The following is a 16,515-nucleotide window of genomic DNA, read 5'->3' on the forward strand; positions in this document are numbered from 1 at the left end:
AATATAAACTAATTAATTAGTTTATATCTATCCGTTCAAAAATTTTTATCGGTGACGATATTTCTTTCGGCAAGATCTTTTACCAGACGTTCGGCCGCCGATAGTGATAAGCCGTAACCAATACGAACATACTTATCCAAATAGCGGAACCGTATCGTACCTTTACCATCAGCGTCCGGCAGGCGACCGTCGAAAACGGAGTAGTTCTCGTCCATCTCTATCACCTCAAAACGGCGGATCTTGGGCAGATCGTAAACTTCTGCTGATGACAGCAGGCTCCGTTTAACGGACATCGAACCGAAAGTAAATATGATACGCTCTGTCCCGGTGATGGCGGCCCAGATATAGCGGAGCAATATCAGCATTACAGCTATGCCCCAGGTAGCCCAAACCCAATCGTTAGCATCCAGCTCGCGGCTATCGATAATTGCTCTAATGGCGATAACCCCACCCGATATCCACCAAAAGGCTAAGATGAACACCACAACCAACATTATCAGCCAATTAGGATCAGGCGGAATGATGACCTCGGTGCGGTCGGGGTGTTGGGTGATGATGGGTTTTGCGGGCATAATAATAGTCCGCAAATATCAGACTATCGCCGCTAAATTGTGAGCGGTCAAGATCTTTTTATCTTTCAATCTTTGGAGTAAATGGTTAGCCTCGGCTTCGTCCAGTCCTCCGCCAAATTTAATGGTCTTCATGCCGTAGTCGAAACGGATGGTGTCCATGTCAGAAATACCGATGTTTGAATTATCGCGGCGGTTCCATGCCGGTTTTGGTTCTGCCATTACTCTAAAATTAAGACAGTCCTTTAACAAGTAAGCTTTCGGTGTGATAAACAAAGCGTAGCGTCTTGATAATAAAAGTTCCCCTTTGTCCAACTTTGACGATCTCTTTTCCGAAGAGCATCCATATAAACATCCTTATTGCAAGTAGACCTCCGATAGTCCAGCCGATCAACCATAGATCCATAAATATATCCAATGGTCTTATCTGTTTGTTCATCGCGGTCTCTATCGCATTTATCTCAAAAAACAACCACCCAAACAACCACACGGTTAAAAATATCACGACAAAACCATTTCTGTAAGCAGGTATCATGATCTCGACTTGATCAAAATTATCGGTCACCGTGGCGCGACCTGCGTAAGGTATTTCCATTTAGGTTAAGTTTAATGTAAATATCAGTCACCGGCAACTAATATCCAAACAAAGCCTCAACACCATTGCCACGGGCACGTATCTTTGTAACCCTAATTTGACACTGCCCCACCGGCATTGCCCCGATAATTAGATATATTTACATCAGAACATGCAACACGCTCATCCAAAATACAACGAGAAATTTGAGAAAGTAATAGCCGGGCTTAACCCCGAGCAACTGGAAGCCGTTAACCGGATGGATGGCCCTGTGCTGGTGGTGGCCGGGCCGGGCACAGGTAAAACACAGATCCTGGCCGCCCGTATTGGCAAGATATTGTTAGAGACCGATGCCCAGCCTAACGAGATATTGTGCCTTACCTATACCGATGCGGGCGCCGTGGCCATGCGCAAGCGCCTGTTCGATTTTATCGGTCCGGATGCTTACCGCATACACATACACACCTTCCATGCCTTTTGTAACGAGGTGATACAGGAGAACCTGGAATATTTTGGCAAGATGAATTTGGAGGCCCTCTCAGATCTGGATTCGGCTGACCTATTCCGCGAGTTGGTAGATGAGTTTGGCAATGAGCATGAACTAAAGCGCTTTACGGGCGAGATCTATTTTGAAACCTCGCGGTTAAAAAGCCTGTTCTCGTATATGAAACGAGAGAACTGGACCGAGGACATGATGCGCGAAGCAGTTAAGAACTATCTGGAAGATCTTCCCTTGCGCGACGAGTTTATTTACAAAAGGGCCAATGCCAAAACAGGCATTAAAGTAGGCGACGTTAAGCAAAAAGACATTGATAAGATAGCCGACAAAATGGCCAAGCTTTTGGCTGGCGTTGGCGAGTATAAGAACTACCGGGCTAAGATGGATGCGAAGTCGCGCTATGATTATGACGACATGATCTTATGGGTGATCCGCGCCTTTAGCGAGAACGAGGATATTTTACGCCGTTATCAGGAGCGCTATCAATATGTACTGGTAGATGAGTTTCAGGATACCAGCGGATCGCAGAACGAGTTGTTAAGGTTTATCATTAGCTACTGGGATACGCCCAACGTTTTTGTGGTTGGCGACGACGACCAATCGATCTTCCGTTTTCAGGGTGCCAACATGAAGAACATTATCGATTTTGCTAATGATCATGTAGCCTCGCTCAAAACCATTGTACTAAAACATAACTACCGTTCTAATCAGCACATCCTGGATATATCCCGCTCGCTGATCGATCATAATGTGGAGCGTTTGTCCGGACAGTTACAGCTGGACAAGAACCTGCGCTCATCGCACCCGCGTTTTGAGGAATTAGCCGTAGAGCCGACCATCCGCGAGTATGCCAACCCGGATCAAGAGATGGTGGACATTGCCCGCATCATTGAAAAACTGATCGCTGACGGGACAGAGCCTGGCGAGATAGCCGTGATCTACCGCAAGCACGATCAGGTAGAGGGTTTGCAGGAATACCTGGATAGCAAGAACATTGCCGTGAACACCCGCCGTCGTTTAGACATACTCACCGACCCCTTTGGCGAGAAGATCATGAATATCCTCCGTTACCTGCAGGCCGAGATGGATACCCCATATAGCGGAGACGATAAGCTGTTCGAGTTGATGCACTACGACTTTTTTGATATTCCGCCCATCGATATCGCCAAAGCCAGTATCGCGGTATCGTCCGAAAATTTTAGCTCTTACAGCAAAGGCTTACCTAAAACCTCTTTGCGCCGTTACATTAGCGAGATGCGCATGCCATCGCAAATTGGTCTGTTTGATGCCCAACCTAATAACGAGATCAAATACCTGATGCGCCATATTGACGATCTGCTAAAGGATTCGGTAAGCATGACGCTGCAGGCATTCTTTCAGCAGGTGATCAATAAGATGGGCATCCTAAAGTATATCATGAAACAGCCTGACAAGGGCCGTTATATGCAAATGCTGACCAACTTTTTTGAATTTCTAAAGAACGAAAGCCGCAAAAAGCCCGAGATTACGCTGGATGAATTTGTGACGCTAATAGATCTGATGAAAAAGAACAACATCAGGATGAGTTTGCATCAAACTATCTATACCGATAATGGCGTCAACTTCCTTACCGCGCACGGATCTAAGGGACTGGAGTACGAGCATGTTTTTATGATCGGCTGCAATAAAAAGATTTGGGACAGCAAAGGACCGAACCGTGACTTTGCCTTTCCCGATACGCTTATGCAGGCGCCAAGTTCAGAAACTGCGGAGAAAGAAGAATCGCGCCGGTTATTTTATGTGGCGCTTACCCGTGCCAAGCAGTGCCTGAATATATCCTACTGGGCCATGGACAAGAATGAGAAAGAGCAGGATGCCTCGCAATTTATCGGCGAAATATTGGCAAGCTCAGACCTGCAGGTCATCCATCCAAAATTGACACCGGATGATATGGTGGATTTTTACGCCACTCAATTTACCGAGGCTGATAAACCTACCGTGCAACTGCTGGATACCAACTACATTAACCAACTGTTGCAAAACTATACCCTATCGGTAACGCACCTGAGCAATTATTTGGATTGCCCGCTTAGGTTTTACTTCCAATGCCTGATCAGGGTGCCGTCGGGCAAAAGTCCGGCTGCTACTTTTGGATCGGCCGTGCACGACGCGTTGAAGAAAGCGTTCCGGTCGGTAAAAGAAAAGGATGACCCGTTCCCGCCGACCGAGACCTTTATGCAGGACTTTAAGTCGTACATGTTCCGTAACCGTGATGCTTTTACCAAACAAGAATTTACCTTGCGGACCAACTACGGCGAAAAGATACTGCCGCCCTATTACGAGATGAACGTACCCGTTTGGAACAAAGTGGCACTGGTGGAGCTACCGATAAAAAACCTGGAGATAGCCGGTATACCGGTTAAAGGTAACCTGGATAAGATCGAGTTCCACGGAAAAGAGGTGAACGTGGTGGATTACAAGACCGGCAAGGTAAAATATGCCAAAGAAAAATTTGAACGCCCGGACGAAGACTTCCCTAATGGCGGCGATTACTGGCGCCAGGCGGTATTTTATAAATTACTGATCGATAACGACCGAACCAAAGACTGGCAGGTGGTAAGCACCGTATTTGAGTTTATAGAGCCAACGCCCGAAGGCGAGTATCACAAAGAAAAAGTAGTGATAAGCCCGCAGGATGAAGAGATAGTGACCAAACAGATCACCGATGTTTACGCCAAGATCCAAGCCCACGATTTTGCCACTGGTTGCGGTAAAAAAGAATGCGACTGGTGCCACTTTGTGCGCAGTAACTTTGAACAACCGGGGAATATCTTAGAGATAGCGGGAGAGGAAGAGGGGGGAAATTTATAAAGTTTTGTCATTGCGAGAAGCGAAGGGCGGACATGTGCGTGAGCGCGACGTGGCAATCCCATAGGACATTCGGACATGCCAGTATACCAATATAGAGGCTACCCGTCCTCTGAGATTGCCGCGCTACGCTCGCAATGACAAATAGATATAAACACACTAACACAAATGAAATATAGAAAACTTCTACTCACAGTTCCGTTATTAAGCCTTGCGCTACTAACCCAGGCCCAAACCACCATCCGTCAGGATCCGGCTATTAAACAAATGCTGGACGAGGTATCGGCGCAGAATATCGAAGCCATTATCCGTAAGCTGGTCACCTTTAAAACACGGCATACCCTGAGCGATACTACCAGTAAAACCACCGGCATTGGTGCGGCACGTAACTGGATAAAAGCCGAGATGGAAAAATACGCGGCAGCATCAGGCGGCAGAATGAAGGTAGAATTTCAAAGCTTTGTGCAGCCTATCGGCAGCCGCGTTAACCGCCCTACCGTGCTTAAGAACATTATAGCAACGCTAAAAGGCACGGACCCTAACGATAGCCGCGTTTACGTTGTATCCGGCCACTATGATTCTATCGTGAAGAATGTGATGGATTCGGTAGCCGCGGCACCTGGCGCAGTTGATGATGCTTCGGGTACGGCGGTCTCTATGGAGATATGCCGGGTGATGGCCAAACGTTCGTTCCCGGCCACTATTATTTTCATGTGCGTTCCGGGTGAGGAACAAGGGTTGTTAGGTTCGGCTTACGCGGCCAAAAAAGCCAAAGAAATGAACTGGAATGTAGATGCCATGCTGAATAACGATATTGTAGGCAACACTCGGGGCTTAGATAATGATATTAAAGATAACACCCGCATCCGCGTGTTCAGCGAGGGTGTACCTTCAACCGATCTGGCACAGCGCGGCGATACTACGGCTACCCGTCGCATTAGCCAACACATCAACAGCCTGGTGACCAATGGTGGCGAGAACGATGCGCCATCTCGCCAATTGGCCCGTTACATTAAAGAAACGGCAGAACGTTACGTAGAGAACCTGGATGTGAAACTGATCTACCGTCGGGACCGCTTTTTGCGTGGCGGCGACCATACTTCGTTCCAACTGAATGGCTTTACGGCTGTACGTTTTACCGAGATGAATGAGGACTTTAACCGCCAGCACCAGTACGTAGGCAAGCAGAACGATGTAGATTATGGCGATATCGCTGAGTTTGCCGACTACACTTTTATCCAAAAAGCCGCCCGCATGAATCTTTCGGTATTGGCTAATCTGTCGCTGGCACCGGCATCGCCACAAAATGTCGGCGTTGTTACTTCGGGTTTGACCAACAAGACCACCTTGAAATGGGAGACACCTAAAAGTGGTAAGAAACCGACGGGCTATTACATTCTGATGCGCGAGACGATCAGTCCGTTCTGGGAGAAAAAAATATTCGTTACAGGTAACGAAACCACGTTAAATTACTCTAAAGACAACTATTTCTTCGCCGTGCAATCGGTAGATGCCGAAGGGCACGAAAGCTTGCCGATATATCCTAAACCGTTAAGGTAAGCTATTAAGGGTTAAATACTTGCAATTGATAAAAGAGTGGTCTATCTTTGATATACCACTCTTTTTCTAACCAAACTTAACCTGCCATGGAAACCCTTGCCTCTACACTCAGCCGCAAACAACTGTTAGATCTTTGTAATGGCTTGGCATTAATGGCTGCGGTGACAGCGTTGTGGGTATTTATTGCCGAGATAGCTTTAGACAACCGCGACCATGGCGCGGTAGGCGGGGCGTTCGGTATCATCATTATTTACTCTATCATTTGCTATGTAAAGCTAAATAATATGGCGCGTCAGCAACCCAAAGGTTCTGTTGACGATGCGGTAGAGAAAAGCCATAATAAAAAGATGTACGTGATCATGGCTTCGGCAGCCATTGTTAGCATCGGAATGAAACTGGGCCTGATGACCACCCGTCATGATAATTTGACCGTGCCGCTATTCGCGCTTATCGTTGGGTTGCACTTTTTGCCGGTAGGCAAGATCCTAAATCACACGTTTTATTACGTTGCCGGTATTTGGATCTGTTTAATGGGCGTCATTGGGCTTGGGCTGATCTTTCAGGGCGTATCGGCTATCTGGTATAATCCTTTTGTTGGTATCGGTTGTGCCCTGGCCACAGCGGCTAACGCGATAAGGATCATCCGTTTGGGTGGGATAACCAGCTTAGAAGTTTAAAACGAACATTTTTTCTGTAGAGACACGATACCCTGTGTCTCCCGTTTGCAAAACGAACCTGCGTATATAACCTGCACAGGCTTAGACACGAAGTACCTGTCTCTACGTAGCCTTGCATCTTACCTTTAAGCATATCACTTATAGCACGATCGTTCACCCATAAACCCGATAGACGTGGAAAACGTGAAGCGCGCGGCAGACACTGAGCGTAGGCAAACCGAGGGTTTGTAACAGATAGCGGGAACAAACATTGATAGTAGCATTGGCAGTGCTTTTCAAATATTTTCTTAAATAGCGTTCGTATATACATCATTCCTCTTACTCTCAGATGCAGGCCTGTTTTGACGATTTATAATAACAAAAAAGACACGGTGGGGTGCCGTGTCTCTAAAGAATATCTTGTTGTATCTCTTCCGCTACTTCACGCTCTTCCGCTGCACAATATAATAACCGGCAATAAATACCACTACTGCTGTCACCAGGCCAACATATAGTTCCTTAGTAAACAGGTCCACATAAAATTCCATTTGCATTTTTACATCCTTTTTGCGGCGCAGTCCAAGGCTTTCCAACGCCATCATTGGGTGCGAATAAGGTATCAGGTAGGCGTACGTCAACCTCATGGCAGAACATATCATGCCGCCAATTGTGGCAATAAAACCGATACCCATCGGTTTCAGAAAATCAGACCATACCAAGCTCAATAAAAACTGTATCGACAGGATACCTAAAGATGACAGGAACAGTTTTAGATAGACCATGGCCAAGGCTCCCTCCATGTGAAATTCGGTAAACTTCATTTGGGGTTTGAGCATGCCCAGCAGGTTACCCGTCACTATGGTCAGGATCAGGAACAAGGCCAGGCACATCACGATCATCAACATCGTATAAAAATACTTGGCCGCATAAACCGACCATTTTGATATCGGTAAACTGAATAAAGTTTTCCATGTATCGGCCTTATGTTCAATACCATTGACGGAATAGGCCACCAAAATTATAAAGAAGGGAAGCAGGAAACCCATCACATTTAATATCGCGCCCGAGTACATACGCCACATCAGCATACCATTCAATGCCGGCGTTTTGATGATACGCTCGCTCTCGCTATACATACCCCAGCAAACCAATACACAAATGGCAAAGGGCATAATGATGGCCGCCCAAAAGCCCAGCGTTTTGCGGCTCTTAAAAAATTCGGAACGGAGGGAAAGTAAAAATCCTTTCATTTATTTGGCTGGGGCTTTGGTGATGTCTAAAAATAAATTCTCGAGGTCCTTTTGTACTTTATGGATGCTGTACACCTCGTAACCATTTTGGTTTAGTAAGGTATTGATCTTAGCTGTGGACTGTTTTGACTCGAAAGCAACGTTCAGGCATTCATCTTTCACGTCTATCACTTTGTAACCACTACGGGTAAGCAGATTGGCCGCGTCCACATTATTATCGGTCTCTATCTGCACCATTGGTTGGCTAATACTTTGCAGATCCTTTATCGGACCTTGAAAAAGCATCTCGCCAAAGTTGATGATACCTACGTGGGTGGCCATCTTTTCGATCTCGGCCAATAGGTGGCTGGAGATGAAGACGGTTTTGCCATGATCGCGCACCAGGCGCACCAATAGTTCCCGTATCTCGATGATACCGTTGGGATCAAGACCGTTGGTCGGCTCGTCCAGCATCAGTAGTTTAGGATCCGATAGCAAGGCTAAGGCAATACCCAAACGCTGTTTCATCCCTAAAGAATAATTGCTTGCTTTTTTTGCGGCGGCATGGGTAAGTTTTACCAGGGCCAGCATTTCATCAACGCGGCCCTCAGGCACTTGTAGTAATAAGGCACGGTTGATCAGGTTCTCGCGCCCTGTCAGGTGGCCGTAAATGGCTGGCTGCTCTATCAGCGAACCTACTTGCGACAGGATATCGCGCCTGTTATGCGCAAAATCCATCCCGAAGATCTTGATATCGCCCTGCTGGGTCTGCAGCAGGTTAAGCAGCAGTTTAATGGTAGTGGTTTTCCCGGCGCCGTTAGGACCAAGAAAACCATATATGCTCCCCGCAGGGACTTGTAACGACAGTGACTTAACCACCGTCTGGTTGCCAAAATTAAAGGTCAGGTTGTTTGTTTCTATTACCATACATTGTTTTTTGTAACGCCGCAAACGGTTTTGATCAGGCTAACACCTTTATGAAATAACGATGTAGAATGTTTTACGTTATTTAAGGTAATAGAATGCATTTCGGTATTGGCGGTCTGTTCAAACTGGTAGCCGATGCCCATTACCAGGGCAAACAATACCGGTAGTAATATAAGGATAAAAGGGTTTGAGTTTGATATTAACTTTTTCATGGTGTGTGATCGTTTTTGATGATGCAAATAAACACCAAAGGTTTAAGCCGCTAAAATCAATTAGACCAACTGCCTGCAATTATAGATGAACGGGTAAATAGGGCTACCGAACGGTTGGCAGCCAAAATGGGGAGTTCGTCGAAGAAATTTGCCCGTTCATCGGATCTTGAAGCGGGTTAATATAATTGATAGACGCTGTGATACCTCATTATGTTACATTAGAGCAATGAAAAAAGGCTGGAAAATATTTTGGCATACCCTGTTTTGGCTTAGTACCACCGCCGGATTGATATTTTTGGCTCACGGGGCCGAGATCATCCCGCTGAGGACCTTGCTGGTAGCCTTTGGCGTATTTGGGATAGTTAACATTGGCCTTTTTTATGTAAGCTACCTTTATTTGCTACCCAGGCACTTTGGCCAGCGCAGTAAAAGTTACTGGATGTTTTTTTTGAATGTGCTCATCTGCTTATTGGTCGTCGGCGTGATCAAGTACGCCATAACCGCTCAATTTTGGGATCTGCTGCATCCAAGGTTTAAGGCAAATAAGCCAATGCCTAAAGAGCAATTGATGTTTTTTAGCTATATCTTTCGCAGTTTTTTTACCAGCGCCATATTCATCCTTTTTAGTTTGGTACTACGCTTTACCGAAGATTGGTTCTCTAACGAACGCGTGCAACGCAACCTGGAGAATGAGCGCCTGACCGCCGAGTTGGCCTTCCTAAAATCCCAGATCAATCCGCACTTTTTGTTCAACTCGTTGAATAGTATTTATTCGCTGGCCTATCAAAAATCGGACACGACGCCGGATGCCATCTTGAAATTATCCGAGATCATGCGGTATATGTTGTATGACTGTAACGATAGCAAGGTAGACCTGGCTAAAGAGATCACCTACCTTCAAAATTACATCGACCTGCAAAAGATCCGCTTTGGTAAGAACGCTTACATTGAACTTGATGTTAACGGGCAAGTGCTTACCCAACGCATAGCACCGCTATTGTTGATACCATTTATCGAAAATGCGTTTAAGCACGGCGTAGCTAACGACCCGGCCCACCCGATCAAGATGATCATTAATGTGGCCGAAAAGCATTTGTCGTTTTATATGGAGAACAAAAAACACCTGATGAACCGCGACGCGATCGGTGGCATTGGGTTAAGCAATGTTCGCCGCAGGCTGGATCTGCTGTATCCCGGCAATTATCAGCTGGAAATACATGACGATGCCGATACATATACTTGTGAATTATCTTTAATTTTATAGCATGATCAGATGCCTTGTAGTAGATGATGAGCCTTTGGCCTTAAATATCATTGAAGATTATATATCTAAAATCCCTTTCCTGACGCTGGTCAAGTCGACCACTAACCCGATCGAGGCATTGACCATCGTTCAAGCCGGCGGGGTAGACCTGGTTTACCTGGACGTGCAAATGCCCGAACTGACCGGTATCCAGTTCCTGAAGATATCCAACGGCAAAGCCAAAGTGATACTCACTACCGCTTACCCGCAATACGCGCTGGAAGGTTACGAATTGGACGTGATCGATTACCTACTGAAACCGATCGCCTTCGACCGCTTTTTTAAAGCGGCCCAAAAAGCGCAAGGCATTATTCATCCAACGGCCAATACGCCTGTAGCCGAGGTTGCTGCACCGGTAGCCGCAGCACCAGCCCAACCACAGGATGATTTCTCACACGATTTTATCTTTGTAAAGACCGAGCACAAGATCCAAAAAGTTTATCTGCACGATATTATGTATATCGAAGGTTTGAAAGACTATATTTCCATCTTCACCGCTGCCGAGCGCATCATCACCCTGCAGAACATGAAAAAGATGGAAGATGCCCTTCCCGAACGCCATTTCGTACGCGTGCATAAATCATACATCGTCGCACTGAATAAGATCGACAGCATTGAGCGGTCCCGCATTTTCATTGGCGATAAAGTGATACCCGTGGGTGATACCTATCGGGACCAGTTCTTTAAGATGATAGAGGGAAGGAATGTGTAAGGAAGTTGGCAGTTTTGAGTTAGCAGTTTGCAGTAAGATATTTTAGGTAGCCTTGACGGTTACCTTTTTTGTTTGCGGGTATCAATAGTTATAAACTGATAACCATGCGCCAGATAGTTGGGTTCATTTACCTTATTACACTGTTTTCTCCGCCGATATTTCAGTTGATCTATTCGCGCAAGCGGATAAAAGGTTTGAGCAAATTATTTATAGGCACGATAGCCGGGATAGCATTTTTGATGAGTTTGGTGATACCTATCGGTGGGATGTTTTTATTGCTAAGCCTGCGACCTATAGATCCGGATGGTTTAAATTGCGCGACCGGCGAAGTTGGCGGCGCGATCGGCTTCACCTTGCTTAATGTGATGCTGACCTGTGTTATCGGCTTGATCAGTTGGTGGAGGTATGCGAGCAAAAACGCTGATGAGGAATTAAGAGGAAATGCAGTCTGAAAGATAACGCCTTTAATTGGTTATTTCCCTCGTTCGACGTTTTACTTCCTCCCAAGGTACACCCTTAACTGTGCCGTCCTTAAGCTCTTGAACCCTTCGTTCCATTTCGGCAACAAATTCTTCATCTTCCCAATGATCAGACGCTCCGGATCTATAGTCTTCGATAAAACGTAGCATCTCCACAAGAGCGACTTCATCAGCGGAGTCGACATATAGGTGTAGTTCTTCTCTGATGGCTTCTGTAGTCATGACTTTAAATTAGTTATCCTCGTCGGTATAGTTGAGTCTTTGCTTGATGTGCTACATCTTCACCGCCTTCACCGTGTACCCTTGCTTGCGCAACTGGTCTATCAGCCCCCACTCGCCTAAAAGGTGAGCTGCACCTACGGCAACAAAGGTTGACTGGGCGCTCATGATCGCCGGCAGTTTAGCCAGCCATTTCAAGTTGCGGGCCTTTAGCAGGTCGTCCATTTCTTTTTGGGTGTAGCCGGGGGTATCTTTGATCAGAGTAGCTAAACCGTCGAGGTCTTGTTTCAGATACAACTGGTAGAGCTTTATACTTACGTCTTTATTCTGATCCATCTCGCGCAGGTATTTTAGCAGTTGCTTCTTTTGCGTCTCCATTTCGCCATTCATCAGCAGCTCTATTTGTTCCTCAACGGTCTCGAGGCCTATTACGGGTTCGTTCTGCTTTTTGCTTTCGGTTTGGAAATAGTTATCCAACTGTTCGTTCAACGGTGGCGGCGGGATCGGGGCAGTAGCCGAAGCTACCATTAGTTGTACTGCCGAAGGTTTCAGCTTTTTAAAACCATTGGCCATCTGATCGCCGAACAAAGCAATTAACTTGTCATGGATGACCTTATAGTCATCGGCCGAAAATAAACTATCTAACGAGCCTTTGGTAAGTACCACGCTGCCGGCCAGCTTTAGCATCATGGTGCTGTCCATTACTATCTCGCCTGCCATGGCCTTGCTGCCCTCAAATTTTTGACGGATAGCAGGCAAGCTATCCACCAGCTTTTTAGTAGCAAAGTGATAAGTGCCGAACAGGTATGACGGCGCTTTTAACCCCTTACCGCTTACTTCCCAAAGCAGGCTGTTATAGGCTTGCTTGCTTTGCGCTGATGCAGTTTGCAAGATGGACAGGCACAAGGCCAATAGGTAGATGGATCGTTTCATATTTAGGTTGATGTGTTAGGTGAGCATTGGCTCTATGTTCGTCAGGTTCAATAATTCTTCCAGCAGGTCATCGCTTGGGTTAACTTTGTAGGCTTTGGATGGCATCTCTACCAGCAAAGCATCCTCTCGATCGCGCACCTGGAAACGGAGCGAGCAGTTACGGTTCTCGTAACGTTCGTTGTTGACCTTTACAATGTTCTCCAATTCCTCCAACAGCTGATCGCTTAACGAGAACAGGTCTAATATCACGGTAACCGACTTAGTAAATTTATCCCGCAGTTCGGTCAACAGATTGATACTGCCGATACGCAGGTCCCAGTTATCTTTCTGACGGAACTTTTCTTCGATGCTGCCTCTTAACTGCACAAAGTACCCTTCACCCAGCAGGTTCTTAAATTTGATATAATCATCGCCAAAAAGGGCAAACTCATAACTATCGTTATAATCCTCCAAAACGAATGTGCCGAATGGCTTACCTGTCTTGGTGGTTTTATGCTGCACGTTCACCATTAAGCCTCCGATAGCTAACTCACCTTTACGGCGCAGATCGTTAAAGGCAGCTAAGGTATCTTCACCACCCTCAGCAGAGCGGGCTTTAACCATCAGCTTTAGGTCCGATACTTTACTGTTGCAGTAACGGGCCATTTCCAGTTTATAGTTATCCAGGGGGTGCCCCGTCAGGTAGATCCCGATCACGTCACGCTCGTATTTCAAACGTTCGATCAGCGGCCATTCTTCAGACTCAGGTAAGGTTGGCTCCGGCACGTAAGATGCCATCTCGCCACCAAATAGCGACGATTGCGATGTGCTTTGTGTATTCTGATAATCATTAGAATATTTGATCAAACGTTCGATACCGTTTAACAGACCAACATCGGTCTTGGCAAAGAACTGCGCACGTTTCATCCCAAAGCAGTCGAAGCCCCCGCCATAAACCAGGTTCTCATACGATTTTTTGTTGACCGCGCGCACGTTGCTCCGCTGGGCAAAATCGTAAACCGTAGCATACGGACCGTTAGTTTCACGCTCCTCTATGATGCTCTCCACGGCTTTTTCACCTACACCTTTCACACCTGAAAGACCAAAGCGGATCTCGCCTTTTTTATTCACGGCAAAGGCATTATCACTTTCATTGATACAAGGCCCCAATACCGGCACGCCCATGCGGCGGCACTCCTCCATAAAGAAGGATATCTTATCTATACTGTTCTGGTTATTCAATACCGATGCCATGTATTCGGCCGGATAATGGGCTTTTAACCAGGCGGTTTGGTAAGCAACCAGCGCGTAGCAGGTAGAGTGCGATTTATTGAACGCGTACTGGGCAAAAGCCTTCCAGTCGGTCCATATCTTGGTAAGTTTATCTTTAGGATGGCCTTTAGCCATGGCGCCGTCCATAAACTGGGCCTCCATCTTGTTCAGTACCTCTATCTGCTTTTTACCCATCGCCTTACGCAGAACGTCGGCATCGCCCTTACTAAAGCCGGCCAATTTTTGCGATAAGAGCATCACCTGCTCCTGGTACACGGTGATGCCATAACTCTCGGACAGGTATTCCTCCATATCCGGAACGTCATAAGTGATCGGTTCCCTGCCGTGCTTACGGGCAATAAAGTTGGGGATGTATTCGATAGGGCCTGGGCGGTAAAGGGCGTTCATGGCAATCAGATCCTCAAACTTATCGGGCTTAAGCTCACGCAGGTACATCTGCATACCGTCACTCTCGAATTGGAACGTACCGTTGGTATCGCCACGTTGGTAAAGCTCAAAGGTAAGCTGATCCGTCAGCGGCAACAGGTCAATGTCGATATCTTCGCCATGGTTCTGCTTGATCATTCGGAGCGCGCCTTTAATGATGGTCAGGGTCTTAAGACCCAAAAAGTCCATCTTGATAACGCCCGCGTCCTCGATCACACGCCCGTCGTATTGGGTCACCAACAGGTCCGAGTCTTTCGCAGTAGCCACCGGCACGATATTGGTCAGGTCGTCGGGCGCAATAATGATACCCGCTGCGTGCACACCTGTGTTACGGATAGAACCTTCCAGCTTCTCGGCCTCGCGCAGCACGATACCCCTAAGCTCTTTGCTCTTGTGTATCTCCTGCAATTCGGGAACTTGCTCAATAGCCTGCTTCAAGTTGATACCCAAGGTGTCGGGCACCAGTTTTTTCAATTGGTTCACCTCGGCCAATGGCAGATCAAGTACCCGGCCTACGTCCTGTATACTGGTACGGGCGGCCATGCTACCGTAGGTAATGATCTGGGCTACCTGGTTCTTGCCGTATTTGTCAACTACGTAATCGATAACTTTTTGGCGACCCTCGTCGTCAAAGTCGGTATCGATATCGGGCATCGATTTACGATCGGGGTTCAGGAACCTCTCGAACAGGAGGTTATACTTGATCGGGTCGATATTGGTGATGCCGATGCAGTAGGCAACCACTGATCCCGCTGCCGATCCACGGCCCGGCCCGATGAATACGCCCATATCACGCCCGGCTTTAATAAAGTCGGCCACGATGAGGAAGTACCCCGCGAAACCCATGGTACGGATGGTGAACAGCTCAAAGTTGATCCGCTCCTCTGCCTCGGGACTGATATCGATATAGCGTTCTTTAGCGCCGGTAAAAGTTAAATGCTTCAGGTACTCCCACTGGTTCAGCGTGTCCGATTCTGCACCGTCGTGTATCTTAAACTCGGGCGGGATAGGATAATTGGGGAGCATGATGTCGCGCTTCAGTTTCAGCACGTCCACCTTATCTACGATCTCATTAGTGTTATCCAGCGATTCGGGCAGATCATGGAACAGCTTGCCCATCTCAGCCTGGGTCTTAAAGTAGAACTGATCATTAGGGAAACCGAAACGTTTGCCCTTGCTGCTGGTGTCCTCATCCGTCATGATGGGGGTGCTCTGCATATCGCCGGTGTTCACACACAGCAGAATATCGTGCGCGTTGCTATCCTGCTGATCCACATAGTGCGAATCGTTAGAGCAGATAACCTTAACGTTATGCTTTTTAGCGTACTTAAGCAGCGTATTGTTGATGATGGTCTGCTCGTTGATCTCGTGACGTTGCAGTTCGATATAGTAATCCTCGCCGAACAGATCCAGCCACCATTTAAATTCCGCTTCAGCTTCCTCTTCGGTTCCTTTCAAAATAGCCTGCGGTACCGATGCCCCGATACAGCAAGTAGTAGCGATCAGTCCTTCGTGATACTTCAGTATCAGCTCCTTATCAATACGGGGCCATTTACTGTACAAACCCTCCATATAACCCAGCGAGCAAAGTTTCACTAAGTTCTTATAACCCTGGGCATTCTTAGCCAAAAATAACTGGTGACGGCGTACGTCCTTATTCTCTTTAGTGAACTGTTTTTTATGGCGGTCATCAACCACGTAAAACTCGCAACCAACGATCGGCTTCACGTTATGCTTACCCGCTTCGGCTACGAACTTGAACACGCCGAACATGTTACCGTGGTCGGTAATGGCCAATGCCTTCATCCCGTCGGCGGCAGCTTTTTTATAAAGCTTGCTGATATCGGCAGCGCCGTCTAAGAGTGAAAATTGCGTATGTACGTGTAAATGAGAAAAATCGGGCATAATAGAATTATCGTTAGCACTATATCGTTGCGGAGAACAAATCTACCAAAAAACCGATCGGCAGGCAGTGGTGTTGATAAGTGTGGAATATCTTTTGACCTTGAGGAGACGGTATAAATTATTTCCAACGGAATATTTAAAAGTGACTAATATTTTTAGTATATTTGTTTGTGGAGTAGTAGTCGGCTACCTT

General features: G+C 46.7%; 15 protein-coding genes. 6 read left to right on the top strand and 9 right to left on the bottom strand.

Features of this window, described 5'->3' with window-relative positions; genetic code table 11:
* Positions 1-35: 35 nt before the first annotated feature.
* From IRJ16_RS10715 to IRJ16_RS10725, 3 genes are read right to left on the bottom strand one after another with little or no spacing between them, the layout of a single operon-like run.
* On the bottom strand, positions 36-572 hold the full coding sequence (locus IRJ16_RS10715) for a hypothetical protein (RefSeq protein WP_194111527.1): 537 nt from the start codon (positions 570-572) through the stop codon (positions 36-38).
* An 18-nt stretch (positions 573-590) separates the two neighbouring features.
* Complete coding sequence (locus tag IRJ16_RS10720) at positions 591-791, bottom strand: hypothetical protein (protein WP_194111528.1); 201 nt, start codon at positions 789-791, stop codon at positions 591-593.
* A gap of 10 nt (positions 792-801) precedes the next feature.
* Complete coding sequence (locus IRJ16_RS10725) at positions 802-1,164, bottom strand: hypothetical protein (protein ID WP_194111529.1); 363 nt, start codon at positions 1,162-1,164, stop codon at positions 802-804.
* Between the two features lie 151 nt (positions 1,165-1,315).
* Between IRJ16_RS10725 and IRJ16_RS10730 the strand changes: the two genes are divergently transcribed.
* From IRJ16_RS10730 to IRJ16_RS10740, 3 genes are all read left to right on the top strand, one after another.
* Positions 1,316-4,492 carry an ATP-dependent helicase gene (locus tag IRJ16_RS10730; RefSeq protein ID WP_194111530.1) on the top strand — a complete coding sequence of 1,059 codons (3,177 nt, stop codon included), beginning with the start codon at positions 1,316-1,318 and terminating at the stop codon, positions 4,490-4,492.
* 165 nt (positions 4,493-4,657) lie between these two features.
* On the top strand, positions 4,658-6,049 hold the full coding sequence (locus IRJ16_RS10735; protein WP_194111531.1) for a M20/M25/M40 family metallo-hydrolase: 1,392 nt from the start codon (positions 4,658-4,660) through the stop codon (positions 6,047-6,049).
* Positions 6,050-6,135: 86 nt separating this feature from the next.
* Positions 6,136-6,726 (top strand): hypothetical protein, encoded by a 591-nt coding sequence (locus tag IRJ16_RS10740; protein ID WP_194111532.1) that lies wholly within the window; start codon positions 6,136-6,138, stop codon positions 6,724-6,726.
* 416 nt (positions 6,727-7,142) lie between these two features.
* Here the strand turns inward: IRJ16_RS10740 and IRJ16_RS10745 are convergent, their stop codons facing one another.
* From IRJ16_RS10745 to IRJ16_RS10755, 3 genes are read right to left on the bottom strand one after another with little or no spacing between them, the layout of a single operon-like run.
* On the bottom strand, positions 7,143-7,955 hold the full coding sequence (locus tag IRJ16_RS10745; protein WP_194111533.1) for an ABC transporter permease: 813 nt from the start codon (positions 7,953-7,955) through the stop codon (positions 7,143-7,145).
* Complete coding sequence (locus IRJ16_RS10750) at positions 7,956-8,861, bottom strand: ABC transporter ATP-binding protein (RefSeq protein WP_194111534.1); 906 nt, start codon at positions 8,859-8,861, stop codon at positions 7,956-7,958. It lies immediately after the preceding gene.
* On the bottom strand, positions 8,855-9,073 hold the full coding sequence (locus IRJ16_RS10755) for a hypothetical protein (protein WP_194111535.1): 219 nt from the start codon (positions 9,071-9,073) through the stop codon (positions 8,855-8,857). Before IRJ16_RS10755 ends, IRJ16_RS10750 begins: the two co-directional genes overlap by 7 nt.
* Before the next feature lie 226 nt (positions 9,074-9,299).
* On the opposite strand from IRJ16_RS10755, the gene IRJ16_RS10760 reads away from it, so the two are divergent.
* From IRJ16_RS10760 to IRJ16_RS10770, 3 genes are all read left to right on the top strand, one after another.
* Positions 9,300-10,337 (top strand): sensor histidine kinase, encoded by a 1,038-nt coding sequence (locus tag IRJ16_RS10760; RefSeq protein ID WP_228080018.1) that lies wholly within the window; start codon positions 9,300-9,302, stop codon positions 10,335-10,337.
* Position 10,338: 1 nt separating this feature from the next.
* A complete protein-coding gene (locus tag IRJ16_RS10765; protein WP_194111536.1) occupies positions 10,339-11,088 on the top strand; it encodes a LytR/AlgR family response regulator transcription factor in 750 nt (249 codons plus the stop codon).
* A 104-nt stretch (positions 11,089-11,192) separates the two neighbouring features.
* A complete protein-coding gene (locus tag IRJ16_RS10770; protein WP_194111537.1) occupies positions 11,193-11,540 on the top strand; it encodes a hypothetical protein in 348 nt (115 codons plus the stop codon).
* 12 nt (positions 11,541-11,552) lie between these two features.
* On the opposite strand, the gene IRJ16_RS10775 is transcribed toward IRJ16_RS10770, so the two are convergent.
* Genes IRJ16_RS10775 through dnaE form a run of 3 tightly spaced genes read right to left on the bottom strand, consistent with a single transcriptional unit; the run spans position 11,553 to position 16,322 of the window.
* Positions 11,553-11,789 (bottom strand): addiction module protein, encoded by a 237-nt coding sequence (locus IRJ16_RS10775; RefSeq protein WP_194111538.1) that lies wholly within the window; start codon positions 11,787-11,789, stop codon positions 11,553-11,555.
* A 51-nt stretch (positions 11,790-11,840) separates the two neighbouring features.
* Positions 11,841-12,719, bottom strand: a complete 879-nt coding sequence (locus IRJ16_RS10780; RefSeq protein WP_194111539.1) for a TraB/GumN family protein — start codon at positions 12,717-12,719, stop codon at positions 11,841-11,843.
* A 15-nt stretch (positions 12,720-12,734) separates the two neighbouring features.
* The gene (dnaE, locus tag IRJ16_RS10785; protein WP_194111540.1) at positions 12,735-16,322 is read right to left on the bottom strand and encodes a DNA polymerase III subunit alpha; all 3,588 of its coding nucleotides are present in this window, start codon (positions 16,320-16,322) and stop codon (positions 12,735-12,737) included.
* Positions 16,323-16,515: the final 193 nt, after the last annotated feature.

It is taken from the genome of Mucilaginibacter myungsuensis (assembly GCF_015222005.1).
GTDB classification, from domain to species: Bacteria; Bacteroidota; Bacteroidia; order Sphingobacteriales; family Sphingobacteriaceae; genus Mucilaginibacter; species Mucilaginibacter myungsuensis.

Excerpts from the sequence above, each read along its gene's own strand:
- IRJ16_RS10715 (WP_194111527.1), bottom strand. The coding sequence starts at position 572 with ATGCCCGCAAAACCCATCATCACCCAACACCCCGACCGCACCGAGGTC.
- IRJ16_RS10720 (WP_194111528.1), bottom strand. The coding sequence starts at position 791 with ATGGCAGAACCAAAACCGGCATGGAACCGCCGCGATAATTCAAACATC.
- IRJ16_RS10725 (WP_194111529.1), bottom strand. The coding sequence starts at position 1,164 with ATGGAAATACCTTACGCAGGTCGCGCCACGGTGACCGATAATTTTGAT.
- IRJ16_RS10730 (WP_194111530.1), top strand. The coding sequence starts at position 1,316 with ATGCAACACGCTCATCCAAAATACAACGAGAAATTTGAGAAAGTAATA.
- IRJ16_RS10735 (WP_194111531.1), top strand. The coding sequence starts at position 4,658 with ATGAAATATAGAAAACTTCTACTCACAGTTCCGTTATTAAGCCTTGCG.
- IRJ16_RS10740 (WP_194111532.1), top strand. The coding sequence starts at position 6,136 with ATGGAAACCCTTGCCTCTACACTCAGCCGCAAACAACTGTTAGATCTT.
- IRJ16_RS10745 (WP_194111533.1), bottom strand. The coding sequence starts at position 7,955 with ATGAAAGGATTTTTACTTTCCCTCCGTTCCGAATTTTTTAAGAGCCGC.
- IRJ16_RS10750 (WP_194111534.1), bottom strand. The coding sequence starts at position 8,861 with ATGGTAATAGAAACAAACAACCTGACCTTTAATTTTGGCAACCAGACG.
- IRJ16_RS10755 (WP_194111535.1), bottom strand. The coding sequence starts at position 9,073 with ATGAAAAAGTTAATATCAAACTCAAACCCTTTTATCCTTATATTACTA.
- IRJ16_RS10760 (WP_228080018.1), top strand. The coding sequence starts at position 9,300 with ATGAAAAAAGGCTGGAAAATATTTTGGCATACCCTGTTTTGGCTTAGT.
- IRJ16_RS10765 (WP_194111536.1), top strand. The coding sequence starts at position 10,339 with ATGATCAGATGCCTTGTAGTAGATGATGAGCCTTTGGCCTTAAATATC.
- IRJ16_RS10770 (WP_194111537.1), top strand. The coding sequence starts at position 11,193 with ATGCGCCAGATAGTTGGGTTCATTTACCTTATTACACTGTTTTCTCCG.
- IRJ16_RS10775 (WP_194111538.1), bottom strand. The coding sequence starts at position 11,789 with ATGACTACAGAAGCCATCAGAGAAGAACTACACCTATATGTCGACTCC.
- IRJ16_RS10780 (WP_194111539.1), bottom strand. The coding sequence starts at position 12,719 with ATGAAACGATCCATCTACCTATTGGCCTTGTGCCTGTCCATCTTGCAA.
- dnaE (WP_194111540.1), bottom strand. The coding sequence starts at position 16,322 with ATGCCCGATTTTTCTCATTTACACGTACATACGCAATTTTCACTCTTA.